The sequence below is a fragment of the Prosthecobacter sp. GW821-HT29F12 genome (assembly GCF_058803405.1).
The window spans coordinates 1061075-1080337 of sequence record NZ_CM179517.1; the positions used below are offsets into that span (position 1 = coordinate 1061075).

Consider the following 19263-nt stretch of genomic DNA (forward strand, 5'->3'; position numbering starts at 1 on the left):
AACAAACGCAGCCCCCGCCCATCCGCCATCCAGCATCCAGCCCTACACCCCCACCATCTCCTCCGCTTCCTCCTCCTCACCCGCCTCAGACGCCACCACCGGCGCAGGCAGCCCCAGCGGCCGGTTGCTGATCGCGCTCACGTCCATGCTCAGGTCGCCGCCCTTCGGCTCGCGTCCCGTCAGGCGGCAGAAGTCATGATAACTCAGCACCTCAAACGTCCGGTCCAGATGCTCCACCACCACCGTCATGCTCTCCACCCAGTCGCCCGAGTTCAGGTAGTGCACATCCTCGATCATCTTGTCCGCCGGCGTATGGATGTGCCCGCAGATGATCCCATGGCAGCCCTTCCACTTCGCCAGCTTCTGCAGCTGCTCCTCGTAGCGCCCCACAAAGCTCACCGCGCCCTTCACCTTCATCTTCACCCAGCGGCTCAGAGAGAAGGCCTCCTTGTTCCGCCACCGCAGCCACGCGTTGTACATCCGGTTCAGGCGCAGCAGCAGCTCATAGCCCACCGCCCCCACCTTCGCCAGCCACACATGGTTCGTCGTCACATGGTCAAACCCATCCCCGTGCACCACCAGGTAGCGCCCGTGCGGCGACTCATGGATGTGCTCCTCCACCAGAGACAGACCCGCCAGCTTGAACGGCAGAAACTTCTCCAGGATGTCATCATGGTTCCCGCGCAGGTAGATCACCTCCGTGTCCTCCTTCTCCATCTTTTTCAGCACCGTCCGCACAAAGTGCGTGTGCTCCTGCGTCCAGCGCCCCGATCCGCTCAGCGCCCATGCATCGATGATGTCCCCATTGAGCACCAGCTTCTCGCACTTGCAGTGCCGGATCAGATGCGCCGCCTGCACCGCCTTCGAGTCCGCCATGCCCAGATGCACATCCGACATGAACAGCGTCTTGATACGAAGTTTCGTTTTCATAGAAAGCAAAGAAGGGAAGGGGAGAGGTCAGTTTTTCGCCGCCACCATCCACCTCCGCCAGACACGCGGACCCACTGTGAATAGTAACGACCTTGTCACCAGACATCGCCCTTCACCGCCCGCTGCGAAACACACCAAGTAAAACGTTTTCGTCACGAGGTCCGCCCCCGCCTCACCACCTCACATCTTCGGCGTTTTAGACGCCTGCAGCGTGCGGTCCAGCTCCTGCATCCGCTTCGTCTCCACCGTCGGCGCACTCTCCAGCTGCGCCTGCCGGCTCTCAACCGCCCGCCACACCGACCACAGGCACGTCACAAACAGCCCCACCGCCATGATCGGCCCGCCATGATGCCGGATAAAGCGCGTCTGCCGGCGCCATTGGAGGAAGCACTGAAGTTCGTTATGTCGTGGCTTGAACATGCCCCCATCATTGAGACGAGCTCCCTCTGCCTCAAACACTACCTCGTCACAATACTGTTACCACCCTGCCATCAGCAGTGATCAATCAGCTCAAACAAGCTTGGCAGGCACCCGCTGAATCGCGTCCAAAGATTCCTTCCTCCCATCACCACCTGCCGACACCAAGCTCTCCCCCATTCCAAACGCCCCGCCTCTGATGACTCACCCCAGCGCAACCACCATCCACCAACAACCATCCGTCCCCGCCAGCACATCATTAAGCTCTACGCCTATTCAAAGTAGCGCCCAAAGCCACCACCCCATAAACCCACCACACCCATCAAACTCCCACACCTCACCACCCACGCTCCACGCACACGTTTTCCTTCACCACCTTCCGCAACAAATCCGTCACAATCATCACACCCTCACACTCTGCGACGAGATCGTAACATGCTTGTCTTTGGCAGCACTCCATTCCTGCCGTCACAGTCTCGTCACCCGAACATGAGCAGAATCCTGGTAGTCGATGATGAGAAGGATATTGTCGAACTCGTAAGCCTTCACCTACAACGAGAAGGCCACGAGGTCGTCTCCGTGGGCAACGGCCTCGCCGTTCTCCCCATGGCCGTCAAGACCGCCCCCGACCTCATCGTCCTCGACATCATGCTCCCAGGCATCGATGGCGTCCAGGTCCACCGCCGCCTCCGTGCAGACACCCGCACACGCCACATCCCCGTCATCATGCTCACCGCCCGTGCGCAGACGAATGACCGCATCGCCGGACTTGAGAGCGGCGCAGACGACTACCTCACCAAGCCCTTCAGCCCCCGCGAGCTCATGCTCCGCATCGGCGCCGTCCTCCGCCGTTCGCAAAAGGTCGTCATGCTCGCAGAGCAGCGCATCGGCGAGTTCCTGCTCGACCGCAAGAACATGTCCCTGTCCATCAGCGGCAAGCTCGTCGAGCTCACCATCACCGAGCTCAAGCTCATCACCACCCTCATGGCCAATCCGGACGTGATCCACTCCCGCAGCGAGCTCCTCAGCGCCGTCTGGGGTTACGCAGACGACACCCACTCCCGCACCCTCGACACCCACATCAAACGCCTCCGCGACAAACTCGGAGACCACGGCCGCCACATCGGCACCCTGCGCCGCCAGGGTTATCTCTTCCAAAGCGTCGTCCAAGAGCTCGCAGACGCAGACGCATGACCAGTGAGGTGATGACCGCCCCGGCTCAGCCAGGAATGAATGCACCGCGCGCGGACACCGCCTCCCCCATGTGCATGCAGGATGACTGCCGCCTCTTCGGCACCCTCCTCAATGAAGCCCCCCAGGGCATCCTCGTCGTCGATGACGCAGACACCATCGTCTTCGCCAATCTCGCCATGAGCGTCATGCTCCTCCCCCATTCCCTGGAGGAAGGCCGCCCCCTCGGCACCGCCCCCAGCCTGGAGGCCATCACCCGCATCATCAAAGACGCCCGCAGCCGCCACACCCGCGTGGAAGGAGAGCTCCGCCTCCCGCTTCCCCACTCCTACGCCGCCGAGTGGAGCCATGAGCGCCACTACCACCTCTCCGCCTCCCCCTGGAGCGAAGGCCCCCGCACCGGCATCTGGGTCATGGTCGAAGACCGCACCGAGCACGACACCATCGCCCAGACCCGCCAGGACTTCGTCACCAGCGCCGGGCACGAGCTCCGCACCCCGCTCTCCCTCATCCACGGTTACATCGAGACGCTCAAAAGCGGCATGATCAAAAACACCGCCTCCTTGGTGCGCTGCCTCGATGTCATGGAAAAGCACTCCCGCCGCATGATGCGCATCATCGACGACATGCTCACCATCTCCCGTCTCGAAGGCTTGGAGGAGCCCCTCAAGACCGAAACCTTCCTCGTCCGCGCCTGCGTGCACGATGCCATCGAGCATCTCACCCCCCTCATCGAAATCCGCCAGCCCGTCATCACCCTCGACTTCCCCCCTGACGGCGGCCTCCTCAGCGGCGATCGCTTCTACTGGGATCAGATCTTCTCCAATCTCATCGAAAACGCCCTCAAAGAAAATCCCCGCACCGGCCTCCGCATCGCCATCACCGGCCGCTGGACCCAGCACGAGTGCATCATTACCGTCACCGACGACGGCATCGGCATCCGCCCCGAAGATGTCCCCTACGCCTTCAAGCGCTTCTACCGCGGCGTCCAGGAGTCCAAAGGCACCGGCCTCGGCCTCTCCATCGTCAAACGCGCCGTCGAAGTCCACGGCGGCACCATCGACCTCGAAAGCCACCCCGGCCGCAGCACGCAGTTCACCATCCGCGTACCCTTGCCCGGCTAAAGTATCGGGGGCATTCCTGCCCCGTCTCAGGTTCGTCCTCGATCATTCAGCTCCGCAACACTCAGCCGCCCTGCACCCGGAGTTTGCAGTGGTTGACGGTAGCTGACCGTTGTTTCCCAGACGCTCCGCTCACCCCTCTCTTCGTATTGTAGTACCGGCTTTAGCCGGTTCCGGTTTTGCCGGGGGATGTGACTTGGAGTCTTCGGTCTTAGGTTTGATTAGCTCCCTGATGTCAGTGCCGCCAGGCTCCTTTTTGAAATGATCCAAAGCCATCTCCAGAGCATTTTCAAAGTGACTCATTGGCTGCTCATGCACAGGAGCCATCCAAAAGTACTCAAAACAAAAACGGTATGTGGGGGCCAGATGCGCCTCCCTAATGGAATGCGGCGCCGGGAATCTGGGATCCACCCGAACGAGACGTACACCAGCCGGATAAATCTTCTGGTTTAACTTCTTGGCTTCCTCAGTCTGCGGATTCTCAGCGATGAAGGCCTGGCGCATCTTTTCAATCTCCGCTCCGCTGGGATGCTTGACATAAGTTTTGTAAATCTCCTCAAACAGATTGCGGTGCTGAAAGCGGTAAAGCGCAATCAGCCGGATCCTGTCTTCGCAAACCGCGGTATTCAATCGGCCGCTCTCATTCCGTTTGAACTCCTTCTCGCCAATGGCCTCCATCAGTTCATCAAACCTCTGTCCGTGGTCCCGCCAATGTTCATCGCTCAGGAGGTTCTTCTGGTTCTTCAAGATGAGATCCGTAATCTCTGAAACCTGAGGGTCATCCGCTCGGCAAAGGATTCCGCACATGAGCATGACTGCTGTCACCATTGGTTTGATCATGGCTTTAATAGGTTGGAATTTTTTCCAACGTTAACAGAATAATATTCTGTCCACACTGGAGCCGCAATGCATTTATCTGCTCAGCAAATGATGGCTGTGAATGTCAGGCATGAACGGTTCCCCTCACTCCGACGCCGCGCCAATAAAAATCGACACCACCTTGCCCTCTTCAAAACCAAAGATCACCCCACCCACGGTCGACCCCGCGATAAACGTTTTCCCCGCCTCGCTCTCATCACCCCTCAGCTTCCCATAAGCCTTCGCCACCTCCGCTTCACTGCTGCCGATGCGGACCCCATGGGTCGTGCTCAGCTTGCACCGCTTCGTGGCCTTGATCATGTAAACCGTCTGCACCCCGTCCTTCTTCTCAGACGCCATCTGCAGCTCCACTCCCAGCTCCGGATAGTCCCACTGCTGCACATAGAGGCCCACGCCCTCCCAGTTTTCCATCTTACCTTTGCTGGGGGCCTTCCCATAAGCCTTCACCACCTCGCTCGCCTCCATCTCAAAGCCCAGCTTCCCCAGCAGTTCCGTCTTCATGAGCTTGAAGCCAGCCTCCGTCTGCTCATCCGCAGTCGGCCGCTTCTCCTCCGTTTTCTCCGCACCCAAAACCAGCGGCGCTGCAACGACGGCGCAGATGAACAGACTCAGAATGACAAAAGAGGATTTCATAGTCTTGGAGGCGCTTGAGGGCGCGTGCTTCTCTCAGCAGTGAAGATCGAAAGGGTTGCGTGCGCCAACTCTTTTTCAAGCCACCAATCATCTCACGATCCTCTGAAAACCGGTCTGTCTCCCAACCGGTGAAGCCGGAGCACTCGAAACCGCTTACGGCACTTTTCAGATCCTTTCAGATCCAGATGACAGGTGACAGAAAGCCCACGCTGGGACGAAGTCGTCCAGGGCCGCGCACACCTCATCCCCACCCTCCAGAGCAGCGCGTGCCGCAGGGCCGGTAGGGAACCGCTGTGCGGGTCCGAAGCTTCGGGTCTGCAGCTTCGCTGGCGCTCAAAAAAGTGCGCCGTCCTTGCACTTTGGCAAGGCAGGAGGGCAGGGCGTTTGCCGCGACGGTTTCCAAGTGTGATATTATGCCACCATCGTTGGAAACAGCCCAACCTCTCCGCTTGAGGGAGCATCAAGACTCCTTTTCAACTGCTGAGGGTATCATCAATGCACCGCCACCGCTGCGCACTCATTTTCCCGCTCCCTTGAGCCAGGCTTAAGGCTTCCGCGTCCCGCCCCTCACAGCGCCCGCATCAAAAACACCTTCTCCTCCTCCAGCAGCAGCGCCCCCGGGATCTTCTCCGCCATCACAAACGCGCGGTCCGCCTTGCCCACCAGAGACAGCAGCCCCGCAGCCACCGCACGGGGGCCAGGGCTCAGACTCTCAGCGCGGGGCAGGGAAGCCAGATGCTTCACCATCCCCTCACGATCTCCCAGCCGGTACGCCGAAAGCGCCAGCAGCAGCTGTGGCGGGATCCGGTCCAGCGTCACACTCACCGCCGCCTTCGCCTCCGTCTCCGTCATCAGCTCCTTCACATCCACCGTCTCCATCTCAACCCCCAGCACCAGCCGCAGGTACACAAACCGGTCCGCAAACACCGCGCTGCTCGGGCTCATCACATGCAGCCGGCGTGACACCTCCAGCAGCGTCTCCGTGTCCTTCGCACGCAGCGCCAGCTCCACGCTCTTTTGCAGGTTCTGCAGCGCCGCCTCGCTCGCATTGTTCTCCGCAGATCTCATCCCCGCCGCCTTGTACGCCTGGCACGCCACATCCGCAAAATTCAGCTTCTCCGCCAGCTGCGCTGCCGCCTGCAGCGTCCCCACATCACCCGCCTGCGCCGCATTGATCACCGTCCCCTGCAAAATGCGGCGGGACTCCCGCATGTCCGGCTGCACATGGCTCAGCACCTCCGCCATCGCCAGATCCAGCAGCGTCGCAGGCACCGGCGGATTCGGCATCTTCAGCACCCCCTGCAGCTCCTCCCAGCGCTCCGCCTGAGACAGCGTCTGCACCAGGATCGGGTACAGCTCACGCGACTGCGCCGCCAGATCCTTCGGCACCAGCTTCAGCACCTGGTCATTAAACTTCTCCCGCATCAGCCAGTACGCCATGTCTTCCAGCCGGCCGCTTTTGGTCTCCGTGAAGCGCCGCACCTCCGCCTCCGCCAGCTCCGCACGTTTTTCCGGCTGCAGCCGCATCAGCGCAGACACCACCATCAGCCGCGTCCCCATCGCCCGCAGCGGGTGCTTCTCCTCCATCTCCAGCAGGTGCTTTGCCTGCAGCAGCGTCAGCCCCCGGCTCCCAGCCAGTTGCAGGATCGCATCCATCCCCGTCTGCGTGCTCAGTTCCGCCAGCTGCCACAGCTGCTTTTGCGCCTGGTTTTGCACCTCCGCATAGTGGCTGCCCATGTCAGACACCGCCGCCTTCATCTGCGTCTCAGGCGTCGCCTCGGCCTTGCTCAGCACCAGCGCACGTTGCTCGATCTCCGCCGCCTCCTTCGTGTGCCCCTCCGCGTTCAGAATGCTCGAAAGCAGCTCCAGCCCCGGCTGCTGCGTGCTCTGCTTCAGCGGCAGCTTCTCATAAACCTCACGCGCATCCTTCGTCTTCCCGCTGCTGATCAGCGCGCGCCCCAGCGTCAGCTCCTCCTCCGCCGTCAGCGGTCGCTTCGTCTTCAGCCGCTGCAGATACTGCGCCAGTCCGCCAGGGTCAGAGTTCGTCGCCTTCAAAAACGCCACCATCGCCAGCATCACCTCCTCATCCTCCGGCGCGCGCTGCCGCGCCAGCGTCACCGCCTGGTGCGCCTTCACCCAGTCCTTCGCCGCCGTCGCCTGCAGCGCCTCCTTCGCATTCCGCCGCGCCAGCACCCCGCGCACCGCCGTCGCCAGCGGGTGCCACGCAAACAAGCACACCACCAGCAGTACAAACGCCCCGATCACCAGCAGCGAAAACTTCCCGATCCGCTCCCTCGGCGGCATCTGGTCAGGGATCTTCTTCTGCGAATCGGAGTCAAATCGGAAAGCCATGGTGTTGAAGTTATATCGGTTCTCGTTACTCGCCCGGCTGTTCACTGCGGCGCTTGCGTTCATCCTCGCCGCCATCACCGCCACCGTAGCCAATGACCTGCACTGTGATGAACGAAGGCTGGTCCTGACCCATCGCCTGCTCCTCCTTGTCCTGCTTCGGCACCTGGTTGTTCGCCGCCGAAGTGCCCGCCGCCGCGCTCGAAGAAGCCGCCGCCAGCCCGCCCAGGCTCGGTGCCGCCACTGCGGGCGCCGCAGGCGTCCCCGCGCTCGTCCCACCCACCGCGATGTTCGCCGAGTTCAGCACGATCGTCGCCGCGATGTTCAGATTCCCAGACGCACGGATGCCCGCGTCACCCGCATCCACCGCACCGATCGGCGCGATCAAGTCCACGTTCCCCGGGCGGATCCCCGCCACCGTCGCCAGCACGCCGATGCCACCACCCGTCGCCAGACCCGCAAGGTCCGTCGCCACGTTCGCGCTCTGCGGATCAATCAGCACACGCGTCGGCGGCGCCGACTGCACCGTCTTCGATGAAGTCCCCGCCGCGATGTCCCCCGTGGAAGACCAGATCATAATATCCCCCCCACGCAGCGTGAAGATACGCGAGATGCCGATGTTGATGCTCTCTTTCGCGAAGATCGAAATGCCGCCCCCTGCTTCCGTGATGATCCCAGGCGGCGTCAAGGTGTCGCCAATGAGTGAAGCCGCGAGTTGCAGACCACCTCCCGGCGCCAGGATGCTGATGTTCCCGCCGCTCTTCGTGCGCACATCACGCGCCTGCGTCTGGATGCTGCCGGTGCCCGTTGTCGGAAAAAGCGCGGCGATGGCCGCATACCCATCCGTATACGTGCCGGCGTTCGGGCTGTTCGGGTCGTTGTGGTCTCGGCCCGCATCACGCAGCACCAGGTAAAAGATCGCCAGCGCCAGCTCTTTCTGCTGCTCTGGCGTCAGAGAAGGATCATTCAGATCAATCGAAGGCACGCCCAGCGCTGTCGCCAGCTCATTCAGGTAGCGGCTGCCCGTGGGGCTGGTGGCAAACTGCGTGATGAACGTCGCGAAGTCAGCATTCGATCCAGACAGGCCCGCCATCGCCTTGCCCATTCCCGCCGCCATCACAATGTCCGCCCCTGCAAACGGCAGATACGGATTGCGTCCGTTGCCGATGCTCGTGATCCCCACGCCCGTGCCATCGGCGTTGTTGGAGCCCGTGCCCAGATTGATGTCCCGGCCGGAGATCACCTGCAGGCTGCCCGGGCCGCTGATTTGAATGTCTCCCGCCAGCGGCACTTCTCCCAGGGCCGTGAAGTTGCCCGTGCTGACCGCCTGGGATCTCAGTGCCGAGTTCGCATTGTACGCCACGATGTCACGTCCGCTGGAAACGATGCTCACATCGCTGTTCCTCACGTTTTGAATGTAGAGCGCGATGTCCGTGATGTCCTGCTGCGCCAGCACCACCGCCGCTTTGGCAGAGTAAAAGGTCAGTCCCGAAAGATTGCCGCCTTTGGCATAGATCAGCGCCGGCTTCGTGTCATTCGCATGCAGCAGGCCCTTGGCATGCAGCGCCTGCTTGCTCTGCGTGGAGGCATGCTCGCCCGTGGTGGACCCTGTCTCCACAAAGAGCGAGCTGACCGTGTTCAGGAAGGTGTCGTTGGTTTCACGCATCGCGTTGTTCACCGCCACCGGCGTGGAGTTTGTCGGGTCGCTCAGCACCACCGCATAGTAGGAAAGGGGAGACTGATAGCTCGGCAGCGACAGCGGACTTGCGTCAGACAGATTGATCGTGGAGGACGCCCACAAGTTCGTGATCCTGTTGATGATCAGTGAGCTGGAAACCCCCGTCGCGCTCAGGCCGTTCACCGCGCCTGCCGCCAGCAGTTCCAGCGTCCCGGTGGGCGATGGCGAAAGGTTGAGGTTGCCCACCAGGTTGATGTCGCCTGAGTAGGCCACCGCCTTCAAGGTTCCCGGCATCACCGAACTCATGGTGCCAAACGGAGCCACCTGCGTCTCCACCAGGCGCAGCCACGGCTGGTACGCGGCGGAAGATCCGTCTCCATACCGCAGCTCCTTGTTCATCCACAGCGTCAGCAGCGTTTCGGGCGCAAACGCCTGGGGCAGGGTTGCCACCGTGCGGAAGGTGATGTTGCCGCTCAGGGAGCTCACGTTCACGGCGCTCGCGTCATTGTACGTGGAGAAATACGTTTTGTACCAATGCCGGTTGGTGATGCTCTGCGGCATCAGCATCGTGTTCGCCACCGGGCCCAGCAGCACATCCCCGCGTGCGCTCACGTTGAAGCTGCTCTTGCCCACAAACAGCGTGGTGGGAAGCCACGTGTTCTGGTAGACGCTGTTCGTCAGCGCCTCGTCATCCGACAGCGTTCCGCCGGAAAGCCTGCCCGTGCTGGGCGCCCGCGTGTAGTTCGTCGTGATCGCCCCGGACGCCTGCAGCGTGCCCATGCCGCGCTCCACATAGTAAATCCCGCCGTCGATGTTGCGGCCCGCGATCACCGTCACATCACCACCGCCCAGTTCCAGCAGGTTCGCCGCCGTGGCCGCGCCCCGCGCCGCGCGTGCATTGGTCACCGCGTGTGCGCTCACGTTCTGCACGTCATGCCCGGCCTTCATCGTCACATTGCCGCCGCCCAGCGTGGCCACACCATCAAAGAAGTTGCTGAAGTTCACCCACCACGTGGCGCTCGCCGCCGCGTCCGTCGCCGTCCTCACCGCCAGCGCGCCGTAGTTGCCGTTGGCATCCACATAGTCGCGCCGCATCAGCCAGTTGCTCGGCAGCTCACGCTGCGAATCCATCAGCAGATTGCCCGAAGGATCACGCGTGTAGTGCACGATGTCGTTGCCCGCCAGCACCGACACATTGCCGCCCGCGCGGCTGTACTGCGCAGGGTAGAGCTGCTGCACCGCTCCCAGGCCGCCCTGGTCAGGCGAGCTGGAGGCCGCCAGCGTCACATTCGGCAGCACGAAGTCCCCCGTGCTGAACACCGTCGTGTTGCTCGCCACCTGCACACCTGCCGTGTAGATCGTCGCAAACTGGTTGAGCAGTTGCACATCACGCCCGGCCACAACGTTGATGTCTCCGGAGCCGGTGCGGATCACCTGGAAGTAGTTGGAAAGACTGGTCGCGGCTCCGCCCGTGGGATTGATCGCCAGCCGCGTCAGGTAAGTCGAAGGATCTCCGTTCGTGTTGCCACCCAGCGCATCCACCGCGTTCTTGCCCAGCAGCACAGATCCCGAGTTCGCCGCCAGCGCTGTGAGCGACTTCACCGCGCCGTAGTTCGCCGCGCTGAAGTCAGCACCCGCCACCAGGCGGAAAGACCACGATTGCGCATTCACCGGCCGCAGGTTGCTCTGCGCCGTCAGCGGCGCCAGCCACATGCGCTCTGCGGCGTTGCCCGTCGTCGGCACCTGGAATCCATCGCTGATCGTGTTGTACAGCACCAGGTTTCCAGACGCACGCATCGTCAGGATTCCCGCCGCACCTTTCGGCCCCAGATGAAAGCTCGCCAGCGAGAGATCCCAGTCGTTCAGATACGCCGAGGAAGTCGCGGAGCCCAGGGTGATGTTACCGCCACGGTTGCTGATCTCGATCCCCGGAGCGATCACCACCACGCCGCCCGTCAGCGTGTTCTCCAGCGTCATGATGCTCGTGTTCCCGGACACCAGCCGGCTGAACATGGCGTTGTAGTTCGCATTGCCTGCTCCATACCAGTTGCTGGCATCCGTCGCAAAGGTCGCCGTCGTGTACGTCGCTCCTCCGGCGAGGGCTCCCGTGCCCGCCTGGATCACCACGTTCGCCTGTGACTTGTCATACAGCTTGTACCCTTCGATCACGATGCTGGAAGGATCAATGAGCGTGCCGTTGATCACCTTCACCTGGATGAAGTCAGGCGAAGTCGTCTGCGGCGCGCGGATGTGCAGCGTGCCGCTGTACTGGCCGTAGAAGGCGCTCGTTCCCACCGTCGTCGCATTGCCCGCCACCTTGGCCGCCACGGAGAGGTCCAGCGTCGTTCCAGACTGGATGTCCACATACCCCGTGCCCACCGTACCCTGATACTGCGCGCCGGATTCCAGCCAGATGGCGCCGCCTTTGCCTGCGTTGTCAAACTTGCTGCCCGCCACCGTCAGATGCGCGCCAAAGGAAACCGCCGTGCCGCTCGTCAGCGTTGCTGTCACATCCTTGCTCAGCGTGATCTGGTTCCCGTTGATCGCCGTCACATACGTTCCCGCCGCGAAGTTCGCTCCGCTCACCGTCTGCCCCACGGACACGCCCGCAGTGCTGCCCACCGTGATCACCCGGCTGCTGCCGGCCACGCTCTCTCCCGTGCCGCTGATCGCCGCCAGCGTCACGTTGCCATTGGCCGTCAGGAAAATGCTCCCGCCTGTGGTGCCTGACGCATCAATCGTCCCGTTCACCGTGATGGACCCTTGGTCCACCCCCAGCGTAAACTGGCTTGCCTTCACCATGCCGTCGATCGTCACGCTGCCGCTGCGCACCCGCAGGCCCAGGCTGTTGGTGAAGCCACCGCTCGCCAGCGCCGCGTTCAGCGTGTCGAAAGAAGCAAGGCTGCCCACATCCATCGTCAGCGATCCCCCCTTGCCCCCCGCGCCTGCCTGGCCCAGCAGCGTGCCGCTCAAGCTCAGCGCGCCAGACCCCGCAAAGATATTGAGCTGCCCCGCGTCCCCGCCGGCCGAAGCCGCCGCCACACTCACCACGCTCGTGGAGGAGAGGATCACATTCCCCAGTGTCGCAGACAAAGACACCTGCCCGGCGTTCGTGTAGCGCACCGTGTCAAAAAAGGTCTGCGCCGTGCCGCCCGCATTCAGCGTGCCTCCCACCGTGAGGTTGCCCGTGAGTGCCGTCATGGAAATCAGGCCGCTCGGCAGCAGGATGTTCGTGTTCGCTGAAACGGATGCGCCCGAGAAGGAAATCTGCGCGCCCAGCCCCAGGCTCGTTGGCAGGGCCAGCGGTCCCGCAGGTTGTGTCAGACTCAGCACACCGCCTGCTGCAAACGCCTGCGTGGCGCTGCTGGCCGCGCTGATGAACGGCGTCACTGCGTTCAGGTCATTTTGGGCACTGAATGATCCCGTGCCCTGCATCCGCAGCCCGTTCGCCGCATTCAGCGTCACCGTCGCAAACTGATCCACCACCAGCGCATTCTGACCGATTGTGATCGTCGCCGATGTCAGGTTCAGACTGCCATACGTGCCCGGAACAATGCCCACCACCGTGCCATTCGCGCTGTTGTCCAGCAGGATGGATTGCGCCACGATGTTGACGACTCCCGCCGCGTCTTGGTTGAATCCACGAATCTCACCGGCATGCAGCGCCAGCGTTCCCGTGTTGGAAAACGTCCCCGTGCCGTACAGATCCAGCGAGGAGTAGCTCAGCAGAGACAGCGCCGCCGTGTTTTGCAGGCTGGCCAGCGCCGTGCCGCCAAGCACCAGACCACTGCCCGGCTGCAGGCTGCCCGGATTGTCCAGCAGCAGGCTCACCCGTCCGCTGTTCAGATTGATCGACTGCCCGCTCAGGATCGTGCTGTTGTCCAGAGACGTCGCGTTCGTGGAGTCCAGTGTGATGCTTGGTCCGCTGATCTGCACACCCGCTCCCACATTCAGCGCGGGAGTGGCTGAACTCGTCACGCCCGTGCGTGAAGTCTGCGCCGTGGTCACACCGCTCACACGCACCAGCGCCCCGTTGCCGTTCACCACCAGTGAGTCGGCCGTGCTTTGCGTCCCGCTCTGCGTGATCCTGGCATTGGCTGCCAGAGTCATGGTTTGACTCGCCACCAGGATGATTTCTTTCGCCGTCAGCGGTGCCCCCGCATTGTCCAGTGTCAGATTGCCCGTGCGCACCGTCACGTTGGTGACGCCGGTGCCTGCCGTGCGCACACCACCGATCAGCAGACTCTCCGCATTCCACCCGCTCAGCAGCGTGGTGTTCAGCACCAGCTTGCCAGGTTGCGCCGCAGCACCCGGTGCCGCCAGCACGATGTCCAGCGGACTGCTGATGTCCACCCGCCCGCCGCGTCCCGTCTGGTAGCCTTCCGCCGCCAGCGCGCCGTTCAGCTGCATGGATTGCAAGGCGCTCAGCAGCGCATAGCCGGCGTCATAGGTGTCCGGCGTCACCGTCAGGTTCAGCCGCTGCTGGGCCGCAGGGATGAAGGTGCTGGCCTTGTAGTCGGTGTAGTCGGCGTTCGCCTTCACCACGCTCAGCGGAGAAACCTCAAACTGCTGGTAGATCGTTCCCGTCACACCGGAGTTCAGGCTGTTGAACATGTAGCCGCTCGTCAGCAGGGATCCCGTCGGCTTCACCTGCGCAGAGGTCAGCGTGCCCGTGGTGTCCGGCGTCACCAGCATCGCGCCCGGCAGCAGTGCATAGCGCGCTGGCAGCAGGGTATACACACCTTCAGCCAGACCGGGTGCCGCCTTCAGGTAGATGCTGTCCCCCACCTTCAGCGTGCTGTTCGTGTAGCCCTTGTCACCGCCCAGATTCGCCAGGTTCAGACCCGAGGTGGCATACCCTCCCATCGGCGCAAAGAATGATGCATAGCCCGGCAGAATCGCGTAGCTCCCGTTCGTGTCCAGGATGTCATTGGTCCCTCCGTTGCCTTCCACCCAGCGGTAGCCGTACAATTCACCACCGCCGCGGATGTCCAGGCTCGATCCCGTCTCCGTCGTCACGTTCGCTCCCGAAACCTTGATCGTCTTGTCCGGCACACCCACGCCTGTGATGTCAAAGCCCGTCGGGTCGATCCAGTTCGTGCCATCTTTGATGATCCCATACGGAATCAGCACGCCCGTGCCCGTCTGCGGATCGATCGCGCTCACCGAAGTCACGCTCCCCGTTTTCAGCGTGATCTGCTGCGTCACCGGCACGCTGACATTCGTCACCAGTCCAATGGGGGCTGTGCCCGTGCCGTCCCACCCCAGCGTGATGGTCCCAAACGGCGCACGCAAAGTGCCGCCCTGCGTGATCGTGGAGGCATAGATGTTCAGCCGCCCGCCGCCAGACAAGGGAAACTCCGGCGTCGTCCCGCTCGAAAGAATCGTCACCGAGCCGTTCTTCGCCACACCACCCACGCTGTAATTGTACGCCGTGATCGTGAAGGTTGAGGCCGTCGTCGGATACACCTGGCCCGCCGTGATCGTGAGATCTCCCGCGATGTCAAAGTAGCTGTTGCCACGCAGATCCTGCCTCGCAGTCAGACTCGCCGCTCCGATGTTTTGCAGCGAGAGGAAGCCCGTCTCGATCAGATCCGCCGTCACCTCCAGTTTGCCCGTGCCATACGTCGGGCTGAAGTAGCTCGGGGGATTGTCTACGCCAGGATTCAAAATCTTGTACGGGTTCAGCAGTTCCTCATCACGAATCGGGGCCAGCAGCGGACGCCCCAGCGCCACATACGTCGCCGTGAGCTTCACCAGCGCATCCGCCGCCAGCACACCGCCATCGGCGATGTGCAGCGCGCCATGGGCCGTCACATCCACCGCTCCTTTGAACTGCACATTGCCCGCGAGCGTCAGTGAATCAAAGCCGCCGTTTTGAAACGAGTTGATGCCGAAATATCCCTGCGCCGTGATCGCTGCACCACCCGCGCCCGCCAGTGTCTTCCCGATCACCTGCCCGCCGCTGAACACCGGCATCGCCAGCGTCGTGATGTCCTGCGCCACAAACAGCGTGATGTCTTTGTCATCGACCGACGTGGTGATGGTCCGGAAACGATTCGACGCAACCGTCAGGCTGCCGCCTTGCGCCGTGCTGCCGCCGGACTGGCCGTGCAGTATCGCGGCAGAGTAAAGAAATTCACCGCCCTTGAGCACCAGGCTGCCGCCGTTGCTGTCCACCCGCGTCGCCACCACCTGCGCCTGCTGCACAGGCTTGGTCACACTCGTTCCCGGAAACAGCACCGCCATGTTCAGGCCTGCGGTAAACACCGTCGTGTCACCCGTTTGCAAAGTCTGCAGATCCAGGATCGCGCTTGTGCCGGAAACATCCAGCACCGCACCCGCTTCGGCCACGATGTTGCCGCTCACGCTGAGGGTGCCGCCCGCATACACATGGCCGGTGCGCAGACCGTAGGGGTCTTGCAGCAGCACCGTTTTGCCGGCCGTCGAAAGCACGCTGCCCGCGCCCAGATGCACCGTCGCAAACGCCTGCGTCGGAGCGCTGTTTTGGTCAGCATACTTGCTCGCTCCTGTGACCGTGATGCTGCCTCCCGGCGCCACGATGCTGCCGAGAATTTCCACCGTCTGGCCGTTCATTGTCACATTGCCCAGCGCATCCGTGATGATCTGCGCTCCTGCGCCCATCACGATTTCGCTGCGAATAAGCAGCGTCCCGTCCGTGAAGTTGTTCACGCCATGACCTTCAAAGTCGAGCGATGCCGCACTGCGGTACGCTTCCGGCCTCACCAGCGTTGTCACTTCCACGCTGCTCGTTCCGCTTTGCACGTTGATGTTTGCCTGCAGGGAGCTGACCACCGGCTGGATGATGGCTCCCGGGGCGATCACCACCGCCGGCGCATAGGTCTGCGGGTCAATGACTGACCCCAGTCCCGTCAGCGTGAAGCTGGCAAATCCGCCCGTGCTGAAAAACTCAGGCTGCAGCACCAGCGCCCCGGCATGCAGCGCGCTGCTTCCTCCCACCTGGATGGTCGTGGCTTGCAGCGCCAGAGAGCCTCCGGTCACACCCGAGTATCCCAGCAGTGTGCTGCCCAGCGTGAGCTGCCCGCCCACCAGCGAACCGATCGAAAGATCCTGCCCCGTGATGATGCTGATCGCACCGCCCTTGTCATACGTCACCGTGTCAAAGACCGAGAAGCCGCCCGAAACATCCAGCACACTGCCCGGCGCCAGATCTGCGGAGTAGCCTTTGATGCTGATGCTGCCGCCTTGCATCGTGCTCACGTAACTGACCTGTCCGTTCGCATTCTTGACGCTCACTTGATGCGCCAGCGAAAGCGGCGCGGGCGCATCCGCACGGTCGTTGATGATCAGTCCCGCCGTGCTCACGCGGGCGCTGGCTCCCACCGTCACCTTGCCTCGGTTCGGGTTCACCGGTGGCACCACCGCCGCATTGCCCTGGCTCGCCAGAATCACCGCCGCATACGGCGAGATGTCATACGCCGTTAGAATGATGCTGCCGCCCGGTGCCCGCAGTGTTCCTTGAATGTTCACATTCGCTCCCAGCAGCGAGATCGTTCCCGTCGGTGCCGCGTTCAGCGTGATTCCCAGCGGCACCGTGATGTCGCCGTCCTTGTTGTCCACCAGCAGCGAGCCAAATCCCTGCGCGCTCAGCAGGTCAGGGGACAGCACCACCGCATCACGCCGCTCCTGCCGCAGCGTCTGCGGCGCACCGCTGCCATTCAGGGCGAAAGCATTCGCCGCAGGCAGTCCAGACGCACCCGTGCTGAAAGTGATCGCTGGCGGCGTGGGCGAGTTGAAAGGCAGGTTCACCGGCGTCCGCAGAGTTTGCTGCGCACGGAAGACCAGTGACAGGCTGCTCAGCTGCGGCGCTGTCTCCAGCTGCTGCGGTCCCGTGATCGTGCTGCCCTTGAAGCTGCCGTCCAGCGCCATCGCCGGTGCATAAATGGCCAGCGCACCCCCGTTGGCTCCGGAACTGTGGGCATCCTCGAGGTGCGCCCCGGCCGCAAACTGCGAGGTCGAACCCGTGGTCGATCCCCAGCGCGGATCGGTGCTTGAAATCGTTGGATTGAAAATCCCCTGATACAGCACGTCCGGGTCCGCATCCGCGATGTTGATCAAAGTGCCGTTGTACACCAGCCTCGTTGTTTGCACGTCAGCTTCGGGGTAGTTCTGGTAGCCACCGGACACATCCACCACCGCACCCGGTTGCATCACCACGGATTCACCCGCCTTGATCGTCACCGTCCCGCCTGCCACCGTGAGCTGTCCCACGTTGCGCTGGATCACTCCCAGGTAGCTCGTCAGATTCGCCAGCGGCGTGCCCACCCACGTCGTCCCATCCGCACGCACCCCATGCTCACGCAGGTCCACCGTCACAGACTGGCCGCGCAGGCTGCCGTTGCGCTGCAGCGCAGAGTCCGCCAGTTCCGCCGCACGCAGATCCACCGTGAGAATGTAATCCGAAACCGACGCGGAGACTGCGGTCGATCCCGCCACGTTCACCACCGCGCCTTGATCCAGGTACACCTGCCCGCCCGCCTCCACAAAATCCTGTGTCGTGATGCCGGAGCGCAGGATCAAATCCCACACGCCCGCGCTCAGCGCCACATTCGCGTTCGGCGCAAACACCACCGAATTCATCCCCAGATGCACGCCCAGTCCTTCCATGTTGATCTGGGATTTCAGCGCCAGTTCCGTGCCCACCACCTTCAGGTCGCTGGCATACTCCGGCAGGATTTGGATCACCGATCCCGCACCCGTCTGCACGATGCCCGTCGAATTCCCGGACTGGTACACAAACGGAGGACCAAAGGCGGAGTTCGACGAATCGTAATTCGTGTTCGGGATCGCGTTGTAGTTCGCCAGCAGATCCACCCGTCCGTTCAGCGCCGCAGAGGTCGTGCTGTTGATGAATCCGTTTTGATTCACGTTGCTGCCGGTGATTAGCACGCTCCCGCGCGCCGCCTCGATGAGGCCCGCATTCGTCGCTGTCCCGCCATACGTTCCCACCGAGCCCACATACACATCCAGCCCGCGCAGGGAAGGATCATTGGAGCTGTGCGCATTAAAGCCCACCTGCATCCCTGCCGCCAGGATCGTCTGTCCATCGGGCGTGCTGATCGTTCCGTTGTTCGTCACATTCGGCCCGATCAACGCCACACGTCCGCCCACATTCGCGGATGAGGTCGGCGCTGTGATCCTCGCCCCCGCCTGCACCGTCACGTTGCCGATTTTGCCCGCCAGCACCGCCGCGCCTCCCGGAGAATAGGCCCCGGAGGAATCCGTCGCTGAAAACAGGAATTCAGAATCCGGATTGTTCAGCAATCCCCGCGTCACCAGGTTGTCATTGATCGGCAGCGCGGAGGCCACCATCGCATGCGTGTTCACCTCGCTCGCTCCGCCAAAGATGATGCCGTTCTGGTTGATGAGGTACACCTGGCCCTGCGCCTGGATGGAGCCGAGGATCTGCGTCGGATTCCCCGACGGGTCCGTGATTTTGTTGAAGGCGATCCACGTCCCCGCATCCGCACCCCCGGCGCTCTGGTCAAACTTCACCGTCGTGTTGCTGCCCACGTTGAAAGTGTTCCAGTACAGCAGCGCCTGCTGCTGCGTCTGCTGGATCGTCACGATCGTGCGCGCATTTTCCAGCGACTGCGTCGGCGCATTCGCACCCGTGGGCGCACCATGGATGTCCAGCCCGCCCACGCCCAGACCATTCGGTACATCCGGCAGCGTCTGCCCCGGGAAGTTCGGGTTCGCTCCCGCATTCGTCGCATTTGCCGCAGCCGCCTGGGCCGCCTGCTGCATCGCATCCACCGCCTGCAGCGCCATCGTGTTGCGCGCCAGCATGTCCTGCGCGTTCGCATGCGCCTGCGCCGTCGCCGCAGCAGCATTCGCGGCGGTCGCATCCACGGAAGGTGCGGCGGTCCCGCCCGTGGCGCCGCCCGTGCCGCCGCCCACGCGCAAGATGTCGCCCGCCTGGGTGCAGGGCATCGTCAGCAGCAGCAGCACCATCACATGCACCACCAGGACGTGGAAAAAAGAATGCCTTTGGCAGAAGGGGAGTTTCATGAAAAAAAAGGG

At 62.7% G+C, this 19263-nt stretch carries 8 protein-coding genes; 2 read left to right on the forward strand and 6 right to left on the reverse strand.

Features of this window, described 5'->3' with window-relative positions:
- Nucleotides 1-42: 42 nt before the first annotated feature.
- Nucleotides 43-930 (reverse strand): UDP-2,3-diacylglucosamine diphosphatase, encoded by an 888-nt coding sequence (locus AC3RLQ_RS04425; RefSeq protein WP_422320548.1) that lies wholly within the window; start codon nucleotides 928-930, stop codon nucleotides 43-45.
- Nucleotides 931-1110: 180 nt separating this feature from the next.
- Nucleotides 1111-1350 carry a hypothetical protein gene (locus AC3RLQ_RS04430; RefSeq protein ID WP_493034712.1) on the reverse strand — a complete coding sequence of 80 codons (240 nt, stop codon included), beginning with the start codon at nucleotides 1348-1350 and terminating at the stop codon, nucleotides 1111-1113.
- A 486-nt stretch (nucleotides 1351-1836) separates the two neighbouring features.
- Here AC3RLQ_RS04430 and AC3RLQ_RS04435 point away from each other — a divergent pair, with 486 nt between their 5' ends.
- Together AC3RLQ_RS04435 and AC3RLQ_RS04440 are read left to right on the forward strand one after the other, a co-directional pair.
- Nucleotides 1837-2541, forward strand: a complete 705-nt coding sequence (locus tag AC3RLQ_RS04435) for a response regulator transcription factor (protein ID WP_461526352.1) — start codon at nucleotides 1837-1839, stop codon at nucleotides 2539-2541.
- A gap of 35 nt (nucleotides 2542-2576) precedes the next feature.
- Nucleotides 2577-3662, forward strand: coding sequence for a sensor histidine kinase (locus tag AC3RLQ_RS04440; protein WP_493034714.1), 1086 nt, complete (start codon nucleotides 2577-2579; stop codon nucleotides 3660-3662).
- Nucleotides 3663-3791: 129 nt separating this feature from the next.
- Here the strand turns inward: AC3RLQ_RS04440 and AC3RLQ_RS04445 are convergent, their stop codons facing one another.
- From AC3RLQ_RS04445 to AC3RLQ_RS04460, 4 genes are all read right to left on the reverse strand, one after another.
- Complete coding sequence (locus AC3RLQ_RS04445) at nucleotides 3792-4499, reverse strand: hypothetical protein (protein ID WP_493034716.1); 708 nt, start codon at nucleotides 4497-4499, stop codon at nucleotides 3792-3794.
- Between the two features lie 123 nt (nucleotides 4500-4622).
- The gene (locus tag AC3RLQ_RS04450) at nucleotides 4623-5171 is read right to left on the reverse strand and encodes a hypothetical protein (RefSeq protein WP_493034718.1); all 549 of its coding nucleotides are present in this window, start codon (nucleotides 5169-5171) and stop codon (nucleotides 4623-4625) included.
- 567 nt (nucleotides 5172-5738) lie between these two features.
- A complete protein-coding gene (locus tag AC3RLQ_RS04455) occupies nucleotides 5739-7523 on the reverse strand; it encodes a tetratricopeptide repeat protein (RefSeq protein ID WP_493034720.1) in 1785 nt (594 codons plus the stop codon).
- A 25-nt stretch (nucleotides 7524-7548) separates the two neighbouring features.
- Nucleotides 7549-19251: a filamentous hemagglutinin family protein gene (locus AC3RLQ_RS04460; RefSeq protein WP_493034722.1), complete on the reverse strand. Its 11703-nt coding sequence runs from the start codon at nucleotides 19249-19251 to the stop codon at nucleotides 7549-7551.
- Between the last annotated feature and the right edge of the window lie 12 nt (nucleotides 19252-19263).

Excerpts from the sequence above, each read along its gene's own strand:
- AC3RLQ_RS04425 (WP_422320548.1), bottom strand. The coding sequence starts at position 930 with ATGAAAACGAAACTTCGTATCAAGACGCTGTTCATGTCGGATGTGCAT.
- AC3RLQ_RS04430 (WP_493034712.1), bottom strand. The coding sequence starts at position 1,350 with ATGTTCAAGCCACGACATAACGAACTTCAGTGCTTCCTCCAATGGCGC.
- AC3RLQ_RS04435 (WP_461526352.1), top strand. The coding sequence starts at position 1,837 with ATGAGCAGAATCCTGGTAGTCGATGATGAGAAGGATATTGTCGAACTC.
- AC3RLQ_RS04440 (WP_493034714.1), top strand. The coding sequence starts at position 2,577 with ATGAATGCACCGCGCGCGGACACCGCCTCCCCCATGTGCATGCAGGAT.
- AC3RLQ_RS04445 (WP_493034716.1), bottom strand. The coding sequence starts at position 4,499 with ATGATCAAACCAATGGTGACAGCAGTCATGCTCATGTGCGGAATCCTT.
- AC3RLQ_RS04450 (WP_493034718.1), bottom strand. The coding sequence starts at position 5,171 with ATGAAATCCTCTTTTGTCATTCTGAGTCTGTTCATCTGCGCCGTCGTT.
- AC3RLQ_RS04455 (WP_493034720.1), bottom strand. The coding sequence starts at position 7,523 with ATGGCTTTCCGATTTGACTCCGATTCGCAGAAGAAGATCCCTGACCAG.
- AC3RLQ_RS04460 (WP_493034722.1), bottom strand. The coding sequence starts at position 19,251 with ATGAAACTCCCCTTCTGCCAAAGGCATTCTTTTTTCCACGTCCTGGTG.